Annotated in this window: 15 protein-coding genes and 1 riboswitch; of the genes, 6 read left to right on the top strand and 9 right to left on the bottom strand. The window is 71.3% G+C overall.

Annotation, left to right across the window (positions count from 1 at the left end; translation table 11 throughout):
• Positions 1–26: 26 nt before the first annotated feature.
• The 5 genes from HHX30_RS22105 to HHX30_RS22085 all read left to right on the top strand — a co-directional run bounded on the left by HHX30_RS22105 (position 27) and on the right by HHX30_RS22085 (position 4,662).
• Positions 27–1,301 carry a cytochrome ubiquinol oxidase subunit I gene (locus tag HHX30_RS22105; protein WP_169983886.1) on the top strand — a complete coding sequence of 425 codons (1,275 nt, stop codon included), beginning with the start codon at positions 27–29 and terminating at the stop codon, positions 1,299–1,301.
• 23 nt (positions 1,302–1,324) lie between these two features.
• On the top strand, positions 1,325–2,338 hold the full coding sequence (cydB, locus tag HHX30_RS22100) for a cytochrome d ubiquinol oxidase subunit II (RefSeq protein ID WP_169983885.1): 1,014 nt from the start codon (positions 1,325–1,327) through the stop codon (positions 2,336–2,338).
• Between the two features lie 97 nt (positions 2,339–2,435).
• The gene (locus tag HHX30_RS22095) at positions 2,436–3,305 is read left to right on the top strand and encodes an MEDS domain-containing protein (protein ID WP_169983884.1); all 870 of its coding nucleotides are present in this window, start codon (positions 2,436–2,438) and stop codon (positions 3,303–3,305) included.
• Positions 3,295–4,092, top strand: a complete 798-nt coding sequence (locus tag HHX30_RS22090; protein ID WP_169983883.1) for an STAS domain-containing protein — start codon at positions 3,295–3,297, stop codon at positions 4,090–4,092. The genes HHX30_RS22095 and HHX30_RS22090 overlap by 11 nt, the downstream gene beginning before the upstream one ends.
• Positions 4,093–4,140: 48 nt before the next feature.
• Complete coding sequence (locus HHX30_RS22085) at positions 4,141–4,662, top strand: hypothetical protein (RefSeq protein WP_169983882.1); 522 nt, start codon at positions 4,141–4,143, stop codon at positions 4,660–4,662.
• A 12-nt stretch (positions 4,663–4,674) separates the two neighbouring features.
• Here the strand turns inward: HHX30_RS22085 and HHX30_RS22080 are convergent, their stop codons facing one another.
• Both HHX30_RS22080 and HHX30_RS22075 read right to left on the bottom strand, forming a co-directional pair.
• A complete protein-coding gene (locus tag HHX30_RS22080) occupies positions 4,675–6,495 on the bottom strand; it encodes a glycoside hydrolase family 15 protein (RefSeq protein WP_169983881.1) in 1,821 nt (606 codons plus the stop codon).
• 217 nt (positions 6,496–6,712) lie between these two features.
• Positions 6,713–7,093 carry a helix-turn-helix domain-containing protein gene (locus tag HHX30_RS22075; protein ID WP_169983880.1) on the bottom strand — a complete coding sequence of 127 codons (381 nt, stop codon included), beginning with the start codon at positions 7,091–7,093 and terminating at the stop codon, positions 6,713–6,715.
• Between the two features lie 49 nt (positions 7,094–7,142).
• On the opposite strand from HHX30_RS22075, the gene HHX30_RS22070 reads away from it, so the two are divergent.
• Positions 7,143–8,039 (top strand): NAD(P)-dependent oxidoreductase, encoded by an 897-nt coding sequence (locus HHX30_RS22070; protein WP_169983879.1) that lies wholly within the window; start codon positions 7,143–7,145, stop codon positions 8,037–8,039.
• 172 nt (positions 8,040–8,211) lie between these two features.
• On the opposite strand, the gene argG is transcribed toward HHX30_RS22070, so the two are convergent.
• From argG to HHX30_RS22035, 7 genes are all read right to left on the bottom strand, one after another.
• Positions 8,212–9,660, bottom strand: a complete 1,449-nt coding sequence (gene argG / locus HHX30_RS22065; RefSeq protein WP_169983878.1) for an argininosuccinate synthase — start codon at positions 9,658–9,660, stop codon at positions 8,212–8,214.
• A 129-nt stretch (positions 9,661–9,789) separates the two neighbouring features.
• Positions 9,790–10,986, bottom strand: a complete 1,197-nt coding sequence (locus HHX30_RS22060) for an ROK family transcriptional regulator (protein ID WP_169983877.1) — start codon at positions 10,984–10,986, stop codon at positions 9,790–9,792.
• A gap of 288 nt (positions 10,987–11,274) precedes the next feature.
• The gene (locus HHX30_RS22055; RefSeq protein WP_169983876.1) at positions 11,275–11,832 is read right to left on the bottom strand and encodes a histidine phosphatase family protein; all 558 of its coding nucleotides are present in this window, start codon (positions 11,830–11,832) and stop codon (positions 11,275–11,277) included.
• Between the two features lie 10 nt (positions 11,833–11,842).
• Positions 11,843–12,586 carry a CbtA family protein gene (locus HHX30_RS22050; protein WP_169983875.1) on the bottom strand — a complete coding sequence of 248 codons (744 nt, stop codon included), beginning with the start codon at positions 12,584–12,586 and terminating at the stop codon, positions 11,843–11,845.
• An 8-nt stretch (positions 12,587–12,594) separates the two neighbouring features.
• Positions 12,595–12,783 (bottom strand): CbtB domain-containing protein, encoded by a 189-nt coding sequence (locus tag HHX30_RS22045; RefSeq protein WP_169983874.1) that lies wholly within the window; start codon positions 12,781–12,783, stop codon positions 12,595–12,597.
• A 34-nt stretch (positions 12,784–12,817) separates the two neighbouring features.
• Positions 12,818–12,947, bottom strand: a riboswitch (cobalamin riboswitch).
• Positions 12,948–13,017: 70 nt separating this feature from the next.
• Positions 13,018–13,320 carry an STAS domain-containing protein gene (locus HHX30_RS22040; protein ID WP_169983873.1) on the bottom strand — a complete coding sequence of 101 codons (303 nt, stop codon included), beginning with the start codon at positions 13,318–13,320 and terminating at the stop codon, positions 13,018–13,020.
• Positions 13,320–17,492, bottom strand: coding sequence for a SpoIIE family protein phosphatase (locus HHX30_RS22035; RefSeq protein WP_311922706.1), 4,173 nt, complete (start codon positions 17,490–17,492; stop codon positions 13,320–13,322). The genes HHX30_RS22040 and HHX30_RS22035 overlap by 1 nt, the downstream gene beginning before the upstream one ends.
• Positions 17,493–17,699: the final 207 nt, after the last annotated feature.

The following is a 17,699-nucleotide window of genomic DNA, read 5'->3' as shown; positions in this document are numbered from 1 at the left end:
CTTCGAGTTACGGACGACGGACGCCGATGACGGACGAGACACTGGCGCGCCTGCAGTTCGCGACCACGGCCGGTTTCCACTGGCTGTTCGTGATGCTCACCCTCGGGCTCGCCCCGCTGATCGCGGTGACGCACACCCGGCACGCCCTCCGCGGTTCACCGCTCACGGAGCGCATGACCCGGTTCTGGGGCCAGATCTACGTCGTGAACTACGTGCTGGGCATCGTCACCGGCCTGGTCATGGAGTTCCAGTTCGGGCTCGCCTGGAGCGGGCTGTCGGAGTACGCGGGCAACGTCTTCGGCGCTCCGCTCGCGCTCGAGACGATCGTCGCCTTCTTCGCCGAGTCGACCTTCCTCGGTATGTGGATCTTCGGCTGGGGCAGGCTGCCGAAGGCGGTGCACGTCACGCTGATCTGGCTGGTCACGCTCACCGCGTACGCCTCGGCGTACTGGATCATGGTGGCCAACGGCTTCCTGCAGCACCCGGTGGGACACGAGGTGCGCGACGGCGTGACCCGGCTCACCGACTTCGGGGCCATGCTCACCAACCCCAACGCCATCAACGCGCTGGTGCACGCCGCGTCCGCCGCCCTGATGACCGGCGGGGTCTTCATGGCGGGGATGAGCTCCTACCACTTCCTCAAGCGCACGGCCGAGCGTGCGTTCTTCCGCGCCTCGCTGCGCCTCGGCCTGTTCGTGGCGACGCCTGCGGCGTTCGTGGCGCTCTACTACGGGTTCGTGCAGATCCCGACGCTCGTGGAGACCCAGCCGATGAAGGCGGCGACCCTGCGGGGCCACGTCGACGACATCGGCTCCCTGCGGGTCGAGGACGTACAGGCCCAACTGGTGCAGCGGTTCGGCGCGGGCGACTACCGGCCGCCCGCCTGGATCGCCACCGCCTTCGACGTCATGCAGGACGTCGGATACCTGATCCTCCTGCTGATCGTCGTGGCTCTGATCCTGCTTTACCGGGACTGGTACCTCCGGTTCCGTCCGGCGGCGTACCTGATGCTCGTCGCGGTTCCCCTGCCCTTCGTCGCCGCGCTCGGCGGATGGCTGCTGCGCGAGGTGGGGCGCCAGCCCTGGGCGGTGTACGGCGAGCTCACGACCGCCGCCGCACGGTCGCACGTCGGCTCGATGCTGGCATCCCTGGTGCTGTTCGGCTCGGTGTTCCTCGCGCTGGCGATCGCCGACTGGGCGCTGATCATTCGGTACGCCCGCCGCGGCCCGGCCGACACCGACCTGGGCGGCTCGCCTCCCGACGGGCACGCGGAGCGGCCCGCCGCGTCGCTCGCCCTGTAGCCCGACCTGCCCAAGAGGAACCCGTGACTCTCGAACTCGTGTGGCCGGCCCTGCTCGGGCTGCTGCTCGCCGGTTACTTCGTCCTGGCCGGCCTGGACTACGGCGTGCAGATGCTCGCCCCCACGCTGGGCCGCGACGACGGTGAGCGCCGATCACTGCTCAACGCCTTCGGCCCGTTCTTCCTCGGCAACGAGGTCTGGCTGGTCGCCGCGGCGGGGGTGCTGTTCGGCGCCTTCCCCTTCCTGGAAGGGCGGCTGCTGTCCGGGATGTACTTCCTGTTCGCGGCGATCCTGGCCGGGATCGTCGTCGGCAACGCCGCCGTGCAGGTGCGTAGCCGCCACCGGAGCGCCTCGGCGCGCCGGATCTGGGACGGGCTGATCTTCGTGGGCGGGCTGGTGCCCGCCGCGGGGTGGGGGCTCGTGACGGGCCGTCTGCTCGCCGGGGTGCCGCTCGACGCGCGCAACGCCTTCTCCCTCGGCCCGGCCGACCTGCTCGACCCCTTCGTGCTGCTGTGCGGCGCCACGACCACCGCGGTGTTCCTCGCGCACGGCGCGTCCTTCCTGGCCTGGCGAACCGGCGGCGAGCCGAGCGCCCGGGCGGCGAGAGCCGCCCGGCGCGCCCTGCTCGTGGCGGCCGTGGCGGCGGCGGCCGTCCTCGTCGCCGGGTACCTCTCCCCGGCGCGGCACACCGTCGTCAACTCCTGGCCCGCACTCGCGACCGGCGCGGCCCTGGTGATCGCGCTCCTCGCGGGGGCGGCCCTCCTGGGCGCGGGACGCGGCGGCCGGGCCTTCGCCGCCACCTCGTGCGCGGCCGCCCTGCCCGTCGTCGCCCTCGGCGCGGGCCTGCACCCCTTCGTGCTGGTCTCCTCCGGCGCTCCCGGCACCGGCCTGCGCCTGACGGAGGCGATGGCGGATGCGGCCACGCTGCGGATCCTGGTGGGCTTCGCCGCGGTGATGGTGCCGCTGATGCTCCTCGCCCAGGCGTGGAACTGGTGGTTGTTCCGCCACCGGGCCGGTCGTACGCCGACGTACCTGTAGCAGCGCCGCCGATACCGATTCTTGACGTATGCCCGTCACTACGATGGGTACCTCGATGGGGCGGTGGGCGGCGGGGCCGCCTGAGGATGGTGGCGCGGTGACGGTCAGTGCTGAGGTGCAGATCACTGATTTGGCGATCAACGATCACGCGTGTCTGACCTTCGGCGAGCCCGAAGAGCTGCTCGACCTCACCGCGGCGTACGTACGTGACGGGCTGTCGGGAGGGCTGCGGGTCGTCTGGCTGTGCGAGGAGCCCCAGGGAGCGCTGGCCGAGCTGAGCCGCCGCGGGATCGCCGTGCGGTCCGCCACCGCCGACGGACGGATGGACGTCGTCGCCTCTCAGGAGGGCCTGCTGTCCGAACAGGCCTTCAGCGTGGATCATGCGATGGGATGGCTGAGCTCCCAGATGGAGCTGACCTCACGCGGGGGCTACTCGGGTCTTCGGGTGGCCCTCGACATGGGCTGGGCGCTGCGGCCGGTCCACGGTGTGGAGCAGCTGCCCGCCTTCGAGGAGAAGATCGCGACGGTCCTTTCGGACAGCAGCGTGTCGGTCTTGTGCCAGTACGACCGGGAACGCTTCGACCCGGTCACCCTCGCCTCGGTCTCCCCGTTCCACACTCGGGCGGTCGCCGCGGCCACCTACTACGACGACCCGTTGCTGCGGATCTGCCGCCAGTACGCGCCACCCGGCATCCGGATGGCGGGACAGATCGACCGGGCGGCCGAGGACGCCCTGGCCCTGGCGCTGAGCGAGGCGATCAGGACGGATGGTCCCGTCGTGATCAACATGGCCGAGCTGTCCTTCATCGACCTCTCCTGCACCCGGACGATCATCGACGTGGCACGGAGCCTCGCGCCGGCCCGTACGGTCGTCCTGCGGTGCAACCCCGCCATCGTGCCGAGGTTCGTGCTGCTCGGCGCTCAGGGCATTCCCGGGATCAGCCTGGTGACCGCGCATGAGCGATGACGCGACCAACCATGCCTCCCACGTCGCCTCGGACCCCGGCAGCGGGAATCGGAACGCCGGGACGTCGGTACTGATCCTCGACCACGCGTTCGACCGCGGGTCGCTCTACCCCCTGCGGGAGACGCTGCAGGCACACGTCGTCCACGCCGGGCTTCCGCACGGGCGGTCCGTTGACCTGGTGCTCACCGTCCACGAGCTCGCCACCAACGCGGTCTTCCACGGCTCGGGGACCGGACGGGCGAGGATCTGGCAGTTCGGCGGCGTGCTGCGGTGCGAGGTCGGCGACCCCGGCTCCTCGGGGCACGACACCGCCGCCTGGCCGGTCAGGCACGGGCACGGGCTGTGGCTCGCCCGCTACCTGTCGGACCGGTTCACGATCGCTTCCGGCCCGGACGGCACCCTCGCCACGGCCGACTTCGCCCTCCCCGGGCCCGGGTCGTGGTCCGCCACTCCACGGCTGCGCCGTCTCGAGTCGCACACCGTTCTGGAGCTGGACGGCGCCCTCGACGAGCAGGCGGCCCCGAAGATCACGGCGACGATCGGTGAGATCGTCGCCGGCACACCGGCGCCGGGGCTGGTGATCGACCTTTCCGCGGTGACCTACTGGGACAGCACCGGCATCACCGCCCTGATCATGGCGCACCAGCGCGTGTCGGAGACGGCGGGGATGCTGGTCCTGACCGGCCTCTCGGCCGAGTTCGCCGAGCGCCTCGACGCGCTCAGCCCGGTTCCGTTCACGACCCGGGAGACACCCGCCAAGGCGGCCCATCTGTTTCCGCCCTCCTGAAGCGCACGCATGTGCTGAAATGTGCCGGTGAATCGGGCGAGGCAGTTGATGGGCGAAATACTGGTCTATTGGTATGTGCTCGTCCTGCTCACCGGCGGCTACCTCGCGTTCTCCTATGTGCCGAGCGGTGAGACGCTCTCCTACACCGGCGTCTACGAGCCGCTGCGCGGCGTCCCGATGTCCGCCGCCTACCACTCGATCCTCGACATCAGCTTCGACGACCACGGCGGGCTGATCGCACGGCAACTGCACCACCGCTTCCAGATACTGCTCGCCCTGGGGACCGTCGTCTGGGCCCTGCTCGGCCGGTACCGGTACGCGCTCCCGGTGCTGGGCCTGGCAGCGCTCGGCGCACTCGCCGGCTACGGTTCCGCCGACGACCTCCTGTCCGGAACCTTCCTGGCCAGGGTGCCGATCCCCGTGTGGTACGGCCTGCACCTCGTGGTGGCGCTCGCCATAGGCGCCGTACTGGTGGTCTCCTCGCGCCGGGAGGCCGCCCTGCAGCACAGGACGGCCGGTTTCGTGGCAGCGAGCCTCGGCCTCACCGCCGTGCTGCTCCTGTGGCAGTGAACCGGAGAGCCGTCACAAGTGCCCGCTTCCGTCGTGGTCGTGGCCGTGCGCGGCGTGCTCGGCGGGCCGGGTGCCGGACAGGTGACGGGCGGAGTTCACCAGCCCGACGTGGCTGAACGCCTGCGGGGTGTTGCCGAGGTGCCGGCCGGTGGCGGGGTCGCACTCCTCGCTCAGCAGGCCGAGGTCGTTGCGGAGGCTCAGCAGCCGTTCGAACAACTCGTACGCCTCCCGGTGGCGGCCGATGCCGTACAGGGCGTCGGCGAGCCAGAACGTGCAGGTGATGAACGCTCCCTCGGTGCCGGGAAGGCCGTCCACGTTGCCGTCGGCCTGCGGCCGGTAGCGCAGCAGGAACCCGTCGGAGCACAGCTCGCGCCGCACCGCCTCGACGGTGCCCGCCACCCGCGGGTCGTCCCAGGGCAGGAACCCCACCCGGGGGATCAGCAGCAGGGCGGCGTCCAGCCCTCTGGAGCCGTAGAACTGGGTGAACGTGCCCCGCTCGGGGTCGTAGCCGCGGTCGCAGACCTCGGCGTGGATCTTGTCGCGGGTCGCGCGCCACCGATCCACGGGCCCGTCCAGGCCGAAGCGTTCGACGGCCCGCACGGCCCGGTCCAGGCCCGCCCACGCCATGACCTTGGAGTGCACGAAGTGGCGGCGGTCGCCGCGCACCTCCCACAGCCCGTTGTCCGGGTCGTCCCAGTGGCTCTCCAGGAAGTCCAGCAGCGCCCGTTGCAGGTCCCAGGCCGGCTCCTCGGCGTGAATGCCGGCCGTCCTGGCCAGATGCAGCCCGTCGAGGACCTCGCCCCACACGTCGAGCTGGAACTGCCCGGACGCCGCGTTGCCCACCCGGACCGGAGCCGAGCCCTCGTAACCGGCCAGCCAGTCGAGGGCGTATTCCGGCAGACGGCGGGTGCCGTCGATCCCGTACATGATCTGCAGGTCGGCCGGATCTCCGGCGGCGGCCCGCAACAGCCACTCCCGCCAGGCCTTGGCCTCGGCGACGAAGCCGGTGCCCAGCAGCGCCTGCAGCGTGAACGTCGCGTCGCGCAGCCAGCAGAACCGGTAGTCCCAGTTGCGCGGGCCGCCCGGCCGTTCGGGCAGCGAGGTGGTGACCGCGGCGACGATGCCGCCGGTCGGCGCGTAGGTCAGCGCCTTCAGCACGACCAGCGACCGGCGTACGGCCTCCTCCCACCGGCCCTGGTATCGGAAGCCGCGCATCCACGACGTCCAGTACGCCTCCGTGTCGGCCAGGGCCTTCTCCGCGTCGACCGGGCGCGGCACGCGCTCGTGCGACGGCCGATAGGTCAGCACGAACGGCACCCGCTGCCCGGCGGCCACCTCGAACTCGGCGTAGGTGGTCATGTCCTCGCCCCGGAGCGGCACCGGTGTCTCCAGCCAGGCGGCGTCCGGGCCGGCGACCGCCGCGAGCCGCCCGTCCTGGCGCCGCACCCACGGCACGATGTGCCCGTAGTCGAACCGCAGCCGCAGCGCCATCCGCATCGGCACCCGCCCGCTGACGCCTTCCACGACCCGCACCACGTCGGCCGCCTCGCCGCGTGGCGGCATCGCGTCGATCACGCGTACGGACCCCTCGGGGGTGTCCCACTCCGTCTCCAGGACGAGAGAGTCGCCGCGGTAGCGGCGGTGCGTGCAGAGACCGCCGCTCACGGGGGCCAGGCGCCAGAATCCGGCCCGGTCGTCGCCGAGCAGGGCGGCGAAACACGCGGGCGCGTCGAACCGGGGCAGGCACAGCCAGTCGATCGACCCGTCTCGCCCCACCAGCGCGGCCGTGTGCAGGTCACCGAGCAGCCCGTAGTCCTCGATCCGCAGTGCCACCACGTTCCCCCTTCGGGGGTCGATCTCGCGAACAAGGCCGCGCTACCCGAGCAAAGGCAACGTATGCACTGTGCAAAGAAGTGTCGACAGCCGAACGGGTGCGGCCTACCCACCTTTTTGTGGGTACTTGTCCGCACTGCCGGGGCGGCGTGAAGCTTGGTTCCGGCGGCCGGAGGGCCGGCCCGACTTCAGGCGGAACGGAGGTGCCGGTGGTGTGTCAGGAGACCGATTCAGACTCCGTCGGCCTTTCCGGGACCGACCTCTCCAGAGCCAGCTTCTCCAGGCGGCGGTGTCCCCAGTCGGACAGCGGCGCCAGCGCCTCGGACAGCTCACGGCCGAACTCGGTCAGTGAGTACACGGTCTTCAGCGGGCGGCCGCCATGCACCTCACGGTGCACGAGCCCGTCGGCCTCCATCTCCCGGAGCGTCTGAGTCAGCACCTTCTCGGTGAGGCCCGGCAGTCGCCGGACCAGCTCGCCGGGACGACGCGGCGCGGATTCCAGGAGCCAGAGCAGGATCGTCTTCCACTTGCCGTCGATCACCGCGATCGCGGCGGTCACCCCGCAGACGTTCAGGTCCTGGGCACGGCTACGCGTCATCGTCCATCCCGTTCAGCGCTCCCACTGTCATGCACGCAGGAGTTGAGACATGATCCAGCACACCGACCAGTCTGCCGTCACCGTGCTCGGCCTGGGCCCGATGGGCCGGGCCCTGGCCGGGGCCTTCCTGGACGCCGGCGTCCGGACCACGGTCTGGAACCGGACACCGGGCAGGGATCGCGAGTTGGCCGAGCGGGGCGCTGTGGGCGCCCCCACGCCGGAGGCGGCGGTCGCGGCGAGCGAGCTGACCGTGATCTGCGTGGTGAACTACGACGCCGCGGACGCCGTCCTCCGGCGCGACGCGGTCACCGACGCACTGCGGGGACGCACGCTCGTGAACCTGACCGCCGACACGCCCGACCGCGCAAGGAGCGCCGGGGCCTGGGCGGCCGAGCACGGCATCGGCTACCTCGACGGCGCGATCATGACGCCGACCACGACCATCGGCACCCCGGCCGCGGTGTTCCTCCACAGCGGCCCGGAGGAGCTCTACCAGCGGCACCGCCCGCTGCTGGACGCGCTCGGCGGCACGCACACCCATCTCGGTGAGGAGATCGGCCGGGCGGCGGCCTACGACATCGCGCTGCTCGACGTCTTCTGGACCGCGATGGCGGGCTACGCGCACGCGCTGGCGGTGGCGCGGGCCGAGGGGGTGACCGCTCGCGAGCTGGCGCCGTTCGCCAAGGGCATCGGCGCGATCCTGCCGCCCCTCTTCGAGCAGGCGGCGCGGGACGTGGACAGCGGCGCGTTCCCCGGCGAGGGCAACCCGATCACCTCGGCGGCCTCGTCCATGGCCCACATCGTCCACGTGTCCGAGGCGCACGGCATCGACGCGAGCGTGATGCGCGCGGCCGAGGGCTGGGCACGCCGGGTGATCGGAAAGGGCCACGGCGCCGACGGGTTCACCCGGATCACCGAGATCCTCAACCCCCGGGTCCTCGTCTAGCGCGCCGCCCCCGGCGATCACCGGGCTCCTGGGAGGCCGAACGGCAGGAGCGAGGACGCCGGCGCCTTCCCCGCGTGGTGGCCGGTCCGGCCGCGCCCCGTGGTCGCCATGACCGGCGAGGACGTGCTGAGGGCGCCCGGCGTGCCGGGCGCCCTCAGCGAACGTCGTGGCCTCAGTCGGTGCCGAGCTCCATCGCGGCCTGGTCGAGCAGCTCCTCCTCCGTGGGAGCCTCGCCGCGGGAGGCGATGGCCTCGGCCCCGCCTTCGGCCATCGCGCCGATCAGGCCGGTCGAGGCCGCCTGCGCCGCGCCGATCAAGGCCGGCTGCTGGGTGCCGACCATGCCGAGCCTGGCGTACTGCTCCAGCTTGGCGCGGGAGTCGGCGATGTCGAGGTTGCGCATCGTCAGCTGCCCGATGCGGTCGACCGGGCCGAAGGCGGAGTCCTCGGTGCGCTCCATGGAGAGCTTGTCCGGGTGGTAGCTGAACGCCGGCCCGGACGTGTCCAGCACGGAGTAGTCCTCACCGCGCCGCAGCCGCAGGGTCACCTGCCCGGTCACCGCCATGCCGACCCAGCGCTGCAGCGACTCGCGCAGCATCAGCGCCTGCGGGTCCAGCCAGCGGCCCTCGTAGAGCAGCCGGCCCAGCCGCCGCCCCTCGATGTGGTAGCTGGCGAGGGTGTCCTCGTTGTGGATCGCGTTGACCAGCCGCTCGTAGGCCGTGTGCAGCAGCGCCATGCCCGGGGCCTCGTAGATGCCCCGGCTCTTGGCCTCGATGATCCGGTTCTCGATCTGGTCGGACATGCCGAGGCCGTGCCGGCCGCCGATGGCGTTGGCCTCCAGCACCAGATCGACGGCGGAGGGGAATTCCTTGCCGTTGATCGTCACCGGACGTCCCTGCTCGAAGCCGATCGTGACGTCCTCGGTGGCGATCTCGACGGTGGGGTCCCAGAAACGCACACCCATGATGGGGTCGACGATCTCGATGCCCGTGTCGAGGTGCTCAAGAGACTTGGCCTCGTGCGTCGCGCCCCAGATGTTCGCGTCGGTGGAGTAGGCCTTCTCCACGCTGTCCCGGTAGGGCAGCCCGTGGGCGAGCAGCCACTCGGACATCTCCTTGCGCCCGCCGAGCTCGTTGACGAAGTCGGCGTCCAGCCAGGGCTTGTAGATCCGCAGGGAGGGGTTGGCGAGCAGACCGTAGCGGTAGAACCGCTCGATGTCGTTGCCCTTGAAGGTGGAGCCGTCTCCCCAGATCTGCACGCCGTCCTCGAGCATCGCGCGCACCAGCAGGGTGCCGGTGACGGCCCGCCCGAGCGGGGTGGTGTTGAAGTACGTGCGGCCGCCGGACCTGATGTGGAACGCCCCGCAGGCGAGAGCCGCGAGCCCCTCCTCGACCAGGGCCGCCCGGCAGTCGACCAGCCGGGAGATCTCCGCGCCGTACGCGGTGGCACGCCCCGGCACCGAGGCGATGTCAGGTTCGTCGTACTGGCCGATTTCGGCGGTGTAGGTGCACGGCACTGCACCCTTCTCCCGCATCCACGCGACCGCTACCGAAGTGTCGAGGCCACCGGAGAAGGCGATCCCGACACGCTCGCCGACAGGCAGAGAAGTGAGCACCTTGGACACGAGTAGAATATATACACGGGAATGCATGATCATGCAATCCGGCGCGTGAAGTCTCCGACGGCCGAGTGCCGGCGGGCCCTCAGGTGCGGGTGCCGGGGTGCGGGTGCGGAGTGCGGGTGCGAGCGCCGATCACCGGGCGACCCCGTAGACCTCCTGACTCACGAGTCTGGCCGCCCCGATAACGCCGGCCTGCGGGCCGAGATCGCTCATCATGATCGGCAGGTTCCTGGTGGCGAGCGGCAGCGAGCGCCGGTAGATCGCCCCGCGGATCTCGGCGAGCAGGACGTGGCCCAGCAGCGTGAGCCCGCCACCCAGGACGATGAGGCTCGGGTTGAAGAACGACACCAGGCCCGCCAGAACCTCGCCCACCCGCCGTCCCCCGTCGCGCACCATCTGGACGGACGTCGCGTCCCCGGCGCCGACCGCCTCCCCCACATCGGCGGCGGTGAGCGTCCCGGTGCGTTCGAGGAGTTCCCGGAGCAGGGGCGAGCGCCCCGACCGGGCCGCGGCGAGGGCGTCGCGAGCGAGCGCGTCGCCGCCGAAGGACGCCTCCAGGCATCCCGTGTTGCCGCACGCGCAGACGGCGACCGAATCGGCGACCGGGATGTGTCCGATATCCCCCGCACATCCGTCCATGCCGCGATAGAGCTCACCCTTGGCCACGATTCCGCAGCCGATGCCCGTGCCGACCTTGACGAACAGGAAGTTCTCCACGGTGCCCGCCGCACCGGCGTGTTGTTCGCCGAGTGCCATTACATTGACATCGTTGTCCAGTAAGACCGGACAATCGAACCGCCGCCCGAGCAGATCGCGGGCCGGATAACCGTCCCATCCCGGCATGATCGGCGGCGACACCGGGATACCACGGGAGAAGTCCACCGGGCCGGGCACGCCCACGCCGACTCCCAGCGGCCTGTCCACTCCCAATTTCACGAGCAGCCGCCGGGTCTGTTCCGCGGCGAGTTCGAGCACCGGCTCAGGCCCCCGGCGTACGTCGCATTCGGTGCGTTCGAACGCGAGAACTCGCAGCCGGCCATCGGTGACCGCGGTGGAGACAGAGGTCGCACCGATGGCTATGCCGACGAACCGAACGTGACCGGCGAGATCGATGACGGTCGAGCGGCGGCCTCCGCGGGACGCGGCCGGTCCGATTTCCTCGACGAGATGAAGCGCCGTGAGCCGGCCGAGTTCGGTCCCGATCGTCGTTCGTGACACTTCGAAGTGTTCCGACAGCTGAATGCGAGATTGCGGACCGGCGTCTCGCAATCGCGTCAGGATTTTGGCCTGGAGCCGTGTTTCGGCTCGCCCTGGCACCGAAGTCTCCACATGCCAAGTTTCTCATCGGGTGACGCCTCATTCGTCATCCGCGCGAAACTCCCGGTCCGGCCGGAAATCCGCCGCACTCATCTCATCCGAGAAGGATTGGGAAGAAGTCCGGCCCGATCCGTGCGCCGTCCGGCGAGGAAACTCGCATTCGTGCATGTCCGCGGAACTCGTCGGGCCCACGGTGGGCACCGGGCGCCTTTCGGCAGGCGCCCGGCCGAAGTCAGCCCTCGGCCGACTCAGAGGGAGCGCCATTTCCGCCAGATGTCCGGCCGTACGGCGCGGACCGGCTCACGACGGGACCTTCCGGTTGACGTAGGCGACCCGCCAGCCGCTCCGCGTGGCTAGCAACTCGGTGACCGACAGCGGCGCGAGATCGAAGAGAGCGGCGCCCAGCGGATCGAGCCCCAGCGCGTGGCCGATCGCCGCCCGGATCGTGCCCGCGTCGCACACGGCGACGACGCCGGGCTCCGCGCGCACCAGGTCGAGCCAGGCGGCGACCCGCTCAGCGTGCGCGGCCAGGCTCTCACCGCCGTGCGGAACCACGTGCGGGTCGGTAAGCCAGCTCACCAAGGCGTCCGGCTCCTCCCGCGCGACCTGCTCGTACGGCAGGCCGCGCCACCGGCCGACGTCCACCTCGGCCAGCGCCGGCGCCACCCGCGCCTCCAGACCGATGGCGGCGGCGGTCTGGCGCGCGGCGACGGCGGGACCGGCCCACCCGGCCGAGCCCGCCGTCATCGGAGCCAGGGCGGCGGCCCTGGCCAGGCTCGCCGCGTCGGCGTCCCGATCGGCCAGGGGAAATCGGGCGGCCCGCATCTCCGGCGTACCGGCATGCCGGACGAGCAGCACCGTGCCCGGCTCAGATCGGCGTGGCGGCGGTGGCCGGGACGGCCCGCGCACGTCCCGCCGCCCGGTCGCTCACCCACCCGAACAACACGCCGAAGGCCGTCCAGAAGACCAGCTGGGTCCCCAGCGACGCGAGCCTGAACTGCCACAACAAGGTGGCGGGGAAGCCCTCGGGCACCTCGTCGACGGTGGGCAGCAGAATCCAGGCGGCTGTCACCGGGACCAGGAACGCCAGCGCCGCCGCGGTCCACCGTGCCCAGGGCCCCGCGGTGACCCTGCGGGCGGTCGCCACCGCGATCACCGCCGCCGCGAGCCCGACGAGGACCATCACCACGTAGAGCACGGTACGGCTATTGATCGTCTCCGGGTCTCCGACGGCCGGCGGGTTGGCCGGATATTTCACGAATGGCACAAGAATCACCGCCACGAACGCCGTCCCTGCCGCGGCGAGTGCCAGCCCGCCCTCCGACCGGGGGCCGACCCGCCCGCGCAGCCCCGCGTACGCGAGGGCGAAGATCCCTCCCACAGCGAGCCCGTACAGGCCGGTGGCGAGGAACAACCCGGCCTTCTGCCCCGGTCTGCCGACCAGTTCCTCCTCGCCGTGGTCGTGACCATGCGCGTCGTGCGCGACGTGGGCCTCCTCCAGCGCGATCGCGCTGTCGACCCGCGGCTCGCCGAAAGCGAAGGCGAAGCCGCCCGCGATCAATCCGGCCAGCAGGCCCAGAAGCAGGCCCCTGACCACCAGGGTGCGTACCACGCCCGCGCTCAGTGGCAGGGCACGCCGAGCAGGTGGCGCCCGTCGTGCATGAGCTCGTGCAGATAGGCGCCGCTCTGCGAGATCGCCCCGTTGTCCATCAGAACCAGGTAGGCGATCAGCAGCAACACCGGCACGGTCAGCAGCCACAGCCTCAGTCGCGGGATCGGGATGACGGAAGGAGTGGACATTCCACTCATACAGGCCTCCTCAGGGATGACGCGTCCCACCATGCGAGGTCACGAAGGCCCAAGCGACCTGGCTCCCGGGATGTACGTCCCGAATACAGTGGCGCGTCCGCACCGGCATCTCACCGGATTTCCCTTGGACGATCGTGAAATCCACCGGAACGTATCCCTTCCCCCTGTTCGCGTCAACCCTTCACAGGAGGTGCCCAGCGGTCCGGCCACAGGACGAGGCCGAGAACGCCCGCCCTAACGGACGTCGGGACCGCCGTCCTGGACGGTGGCGAGGTCGGCGAGCCCGGAGATGGTCAGGAGGGGGGTCAGCAGGGGGTTGGCGATGAGGGTGATGCGGTCGGCGTGGGCGAACAGGACGCTCAGGCCCGCGCTGTCGAGGTATTCGACGAGGGTCAGGTCGAGGACGACGGGGCCAGGCGTGCGGTCGAGAGCGGCGGCGAGGCTGTCGGTGTTGCTCATGTCGATCTCACCGGCGACGGTCAGCAGGGCGGCGCCGTCAGGGCCATGGCCGGGGGTGAGGGTGAGCGGCGTGGTCATCAGGCGATCCTCATCTGCATGTCGACGGTGGTGCCGGACGGGCCCGGGGTGATGGTGACCTGCTGCATCATGGCGCGCATGAGGGCGACGCCGCGGCCGCGGTGGCTGTTCACCTCGGGTTGCGGGGCCTTCCAGCGGCCGGTGTCGGCGACGGTGAGGCGCAGGTTGTCGACGGACGCCTCGGCCCGGAGCCGGACGGTGTCGCCGGGAGTGTGGCGGTGGCCGTGCTCGATCGCGTTGGCGCACGCCTCACCGGCGGCGACCAGGACGTTCTGCACGATCTGGGCCGGTAGGTCGCACTGGCCGAGCCAGCTCCGCAGCGCCTTGCGAACGGGCGCGAGCTGCGACGACTCGGCGGGGAACGTCATCTCCAGTGGGGCCGGGTGCCGGTAGAGCAGCAGAGCGACGTCGTCGTCGTAGCCGTCGGCGGGCGCCAGGCGGATCATCACCTGCGTGGCGAGGTCGTCGACCGCGACGTTCCTGCCGTCCTGTACGGCTTGGCTGGCCTGGTCGATGCCCGAATACAGCGAGCGGCGACGACGTTCGACCAGGCCGTCCGTGTAGAGCATGAGCGTGGCACGCGCGGGGATGACCGCCTCGCCCTCCGGGCGCGTCGCACCCGGGCGGACGGCCAGGGGAACGGAACGTCCGCCGTCGAGCAGGCCGGTGCTGCCGTCGGGGTGGGCGAGTATGCCCGGGGGGTGTCCCGCGCTGGAGTACGACAGGTGCCCGGTCTCCGGGTCGAGGACGCCGCAGAAGACCGTGGTGCACCGGGCGCCGGGGACACCGGCGGCGAACTGGTCGAGGGCCATGAGCACGCGGGCCGGGCTGTCGTCCTGCAGGAGCAGCGCGCGGCAGGCGCTGCGCAGTTGTCCCATGACGGCGGCGGCCTCCACCCCGCGTCCGACGCAGTCGCCGACGACGATGCCGATGCGTCCGCCGGGCAGGGCGATGGTGTCGTACCAGTCGCCGCCGACCTCCAGAGGCCGGGTGGCGGGCTCGTAGCGTACGGCGAACCCGTCGGGAAGCTGGGCGGGGCCGAGGATGGCGCGCTGCAGCGCGATCGCGGTCTCGCGTTGCTGGTCGATCTGGTGGGCGCGGACCAGTCCCTGGGCCAGCCGCCCGGCCAGCAGCGACAGCAGCAGCTGGTCCTCGGTGGTGAAAGACCGGTCGCCCAGTTCGATCCACAGCGCCATCGGGCCGTCGGGGTGCTCCAGGAGGATGCCGACCCCGTCGTGCCCGGCGACCGGGGTGAGCAGAGGCCGCTGCGGCATGCCGGCGAGCGTCCGGCGGCGTTCGGCGGGCATACCGTGCCAGCTCACCGAGGTGTCCGTCGCGGTCAGGGCCGGCTCTTCGTCGCCCTGGCCGAAGACGGCGGCCAGCACGGACTTCGCGCGCCACAGATTCCGTAGTTCCTCCAGTGCGCCGGTCAGCGCGTCGGAGAGACTCCCCGCCTGGGAAAGGCAGGTGCTCAGGGAGGCGAGGGCGCTCTCGCGCTGGATGGCGTAGTGCTCGGCCGTGACGTCGCGAAGGGTGCCGACGACGACCCGGCGTCCGGTGTCGGGATCCTGTGCCTGGTTGAAGCTGACGCTGACCCACAGCCGGTGCCCGTCGCTGTGGGTGACGGGGATGGTGTAGCTGCCCTGCCCGGGGCCGACGAGGCCGCTGAACGCGTCGGCGACCTGCTGATGGGCCTCGGGATCGCCGGCGGCGTCCGGCCACCACGGGTGGATCGGCGTGTAGGGCAGGCTCTCGGGGCCGTAGCCGAGGATGTCGGTGAACGCTTTGTTGATCTCGACGACGGCGCCGTCCTCGTCGCAGACGAAGAACGCCTCCTGCAGCGAGTTCACCAGTGCCGTACGCCAGCGCGCCTGGTGCTGGCGCAGCCGCGCCATGTCCATGGTGGCCCGCACCCGCGCGAGCAGCTCCGCGGCGGCGAAGGGCTTGACCAGGTAGTCGTCGGCCCCGGCCTGCAGTCCCTCGATTGACGCCTCCTGGCCCGCCCGCGCGGACAGCAGCACCACGGGCACGGTCGCGGTGCGTGGATCGGCCCGCAGCGCCGCGACCAGGGACAGGCCGTCCAGGCGGGGCATCATCACGTCGCTGACCACCAGATCGGGGGCGTCCGCATGGATGGCGTCCAGGGCCTCCATCCCGTCGCCCGCGGTGCTGACGAGGTAGCCGGCGCCCTGGAGGAGACGGACGAGGTACCCGCGCATGTCGGCGTTGTCGTCGGCGACCAGCACACGCGCCGGGGCGGCGGAGTCTTCGGCGCGGGCCGCGAGTCCCTCGTGGGACACCTTCCCCATGGCGGTCCCGGCGGGCTCGCCCCTGCCGTCCGCGGGCAGCCAGCGCAGCGCCTCTTCGACGTAGGGGTCGGCGAGGGTGCCGGTGGTGCCGGCGCCGGCCGTCGTGATCGCGTCCGCGGGCAGGTGCGCGGCGCCGTACGGCACGCGGATGGTGAATCGGGTGCCCTCGCCCTCGATGCTGTCCGCGGTGATCGTGCCGCCGTGCAGGCCGACCAGCTCCTGCACGAGGGCCAGCCCGATGCCGCTGCCCTCGTTGGACCGCGAGCGGGCGTTCTCGATGCGGTGGAACCGCTCGAACAGTCGCGGCAACTCCGTCGCGGGGATGCCGATGCCCGTGTCGGTGATGGTCACCACCGCCTGGGCGTCCTCCCCGCGCACCTCGACGCCGATCGAGCCCTCGAAGGTGAACTTCAACGCGTTGCTGAGCAGGTTGAGCACCACCTTCTCCCACATGCCGCGGTCGATGTACACCGGCTCGTCCAGGGGAGGGCACTCGACCCGGAACCCGAGCCCCGCCTTGTCGATCGCGGAGCGGAAGAGGCTGGCCAGCTCGGCGGTGACCGTGGCGAGGTCGACCGGTTCGTAGCTGGCCTGCATCCGGCCGGCTTCGATGCGGGAGAAGTCCAGCAGGGTGTTGACCAGCTTGCCCAGCCGCAACCCGTTGCGGCGGATGACCTCCAGCTCCTCGCGCACCTGCGCGTCGGCTTCCTGGAGACGGCCGCGCAGCTCCTCCACTGGCCCCATGATCAGGGTCAGCGGAGTGCGGAACTCGTGGCTGATGTTGGAGAAGAAGACCGTCTTCGCACGGTCGAGCTCGGCCAGCTCCTCCGCCCGCCGCTGCTGGGCCTGGTAGCTGCGCGCGCTCGCGACGCCCGCCGCGACGTGCCCCGCGGCCAGCTCGATGAACCCGCGGTAGGCGTCGTCCAGGCGGCGGTAGCGGTTGAGCGCGGTCACGAGGAACCCGTACGGCGCACTGCCCTGCTGGAGCAGCGGCACCACCAGCGCCTGTACGGGCGGCTCCGGCCAGTCTCCGGACGGGAGACCGGCGTACGCGGCGCCGTCGAGCGGGACGAGCACCGGCTCTCCCCGGGCCAGCACCGTCGAAGGCCATACCGCGTCCGGATCGTCGGCCGGCAGTGTGAGGGGGGCGGCCGGATGCCCGGCCGAAATCCCGGTCACCCCCGCCAGCCGCACGCCGCCGCCCTCCTGGTACAGGTAGGTCAGGGTGAACGGGAGGTCCTGGAGGTTGCGGCCGAGCTGCCTGCAGGCGAAGGCCAGCATCTCCTGCTCGGTGCGGACCACGCTGGGGTCCGAGCCGAGGTCCCGCAGGGTCGCCATGCGCCGCTCGCCGATGACCCGCTCGGTCTCCTCGCTGACGACGCACAGCATGCCGACCACGGCGCCGGAGTCGTCGCGCAGGGGACTGTAGGAGAACGTGTGGTAGGTCTCCTCCGGGTAGCCTGCTCGTTCCAGGAACAGCAGGAGCGCCTCGTCCCAGGTCGCCTTCCCCGTGGCCAGCACGGCCTCGATCCGCGGGCCGATGTCGCCCCAGATCTCCGCCCAGACCTCGCTCGCGGGCCGGCCCAGCGCCCACGGGTATTTCCGGCCCAGGGTGTCGCGGCGGTAGGCGGCGTTGCAGAAGAACGTCAGGTCCGGCCCCCACGCCATCCACATGGAGAACCGGGACGACAGCAGGATGCTCACCGCCGTCTGCAGGCTCTGCGGCCACTCGTCCGGCGGTCCCAGGGGCGTCGCCGCCCAGTCCACCAACGCCAGATCCCGGCCGACCTCGTCGTCTACGGCGAACACTCCGGCCCCGGCCGCTGTCCGCGGCTGCTGCTCAGCGTCCTCGCAGCGCGTCACTCGACACCCCTCCGTCCACGCCGAGCCCAGCTCGCTCGCACCGGACTCCCGTACCGTGCCGTTTGCCACACCGCGGGCCCCACTGATGTCGGGGGGAAGTCGGTGACATGTGCGCAGCAGGATACCCCTGCCAGGAGAACAGGGATGAACCACCACAGAAGGCATATCGCGGGGCTGCATCCTGTACCGGGCCGCCTGCGGCTGCCG

The sequence above is a fragment of the Microbispora sp. H10836 genome (genome assembly GCF_012999525.1).
Taxonomy (GTDB): Bacteria; Actinomycetota; Actinomycetes; order Streptosporangiales; family Streptosporangiaceae; genus Microbispora.
This window is presented reverse-complemented; position numbering and strand designations above follow the sequence as displayed.

Excerpts from the sequence above, each read along its gene's own strand:
- HHX30_RS22070 (WP_169983879.1), top strand. The coding sequence starts at position 7,143 with ATGATCCAGCACACCGACCAGTCTGCCGTCACCGTGCTCGGCCTGGGC.
- HHX30_RS22075 (WP_169983880.1), bottom strand. The coding sequence starts at position 7,093 with ATGACGCGTAGCCGTGCCCAGGACCTGAACGTCTGCGGGGTGACCGCC.
- HHX30_RS22085 (WP_169983882.1), top strand. The coding sequence starts at position 4,141 with ATGGGCGAAATACTGGTCTATTGGTATGTGCTCGTCCTGCTCACCGGC.
- HHX30_RS22040 (WP_169983873.1), bottom strand. The coding sequence starts at position 13,320 with ATGACCACGCCGCTCACCCTCACCCCCGGCCATGGCCCTGACGGCGCC.
- HHX30_RS22045 (WP_169983874.1), bottom strand. The coding sequence starts at position 12,783 with ATGAGTGGAATGTCCACTCCTTCCGTCATCCCGATCCCGCGACTGAGG.
- HHX30_RS22105 (WP_169983886.1), top strand. The coding sequence starts at position 27 with ATGACGGACGAGACACTGGCGCGCCTGCAGTTCGCGACCACGGCCGGT.
- HHX30_RS22090 (WP_169983883.1), top strand. The coding sequence starts at position 3,295 with ATGAGCGATGACGCGACCAACCATGCCTCCCACGTCGCCTCGGACCCC.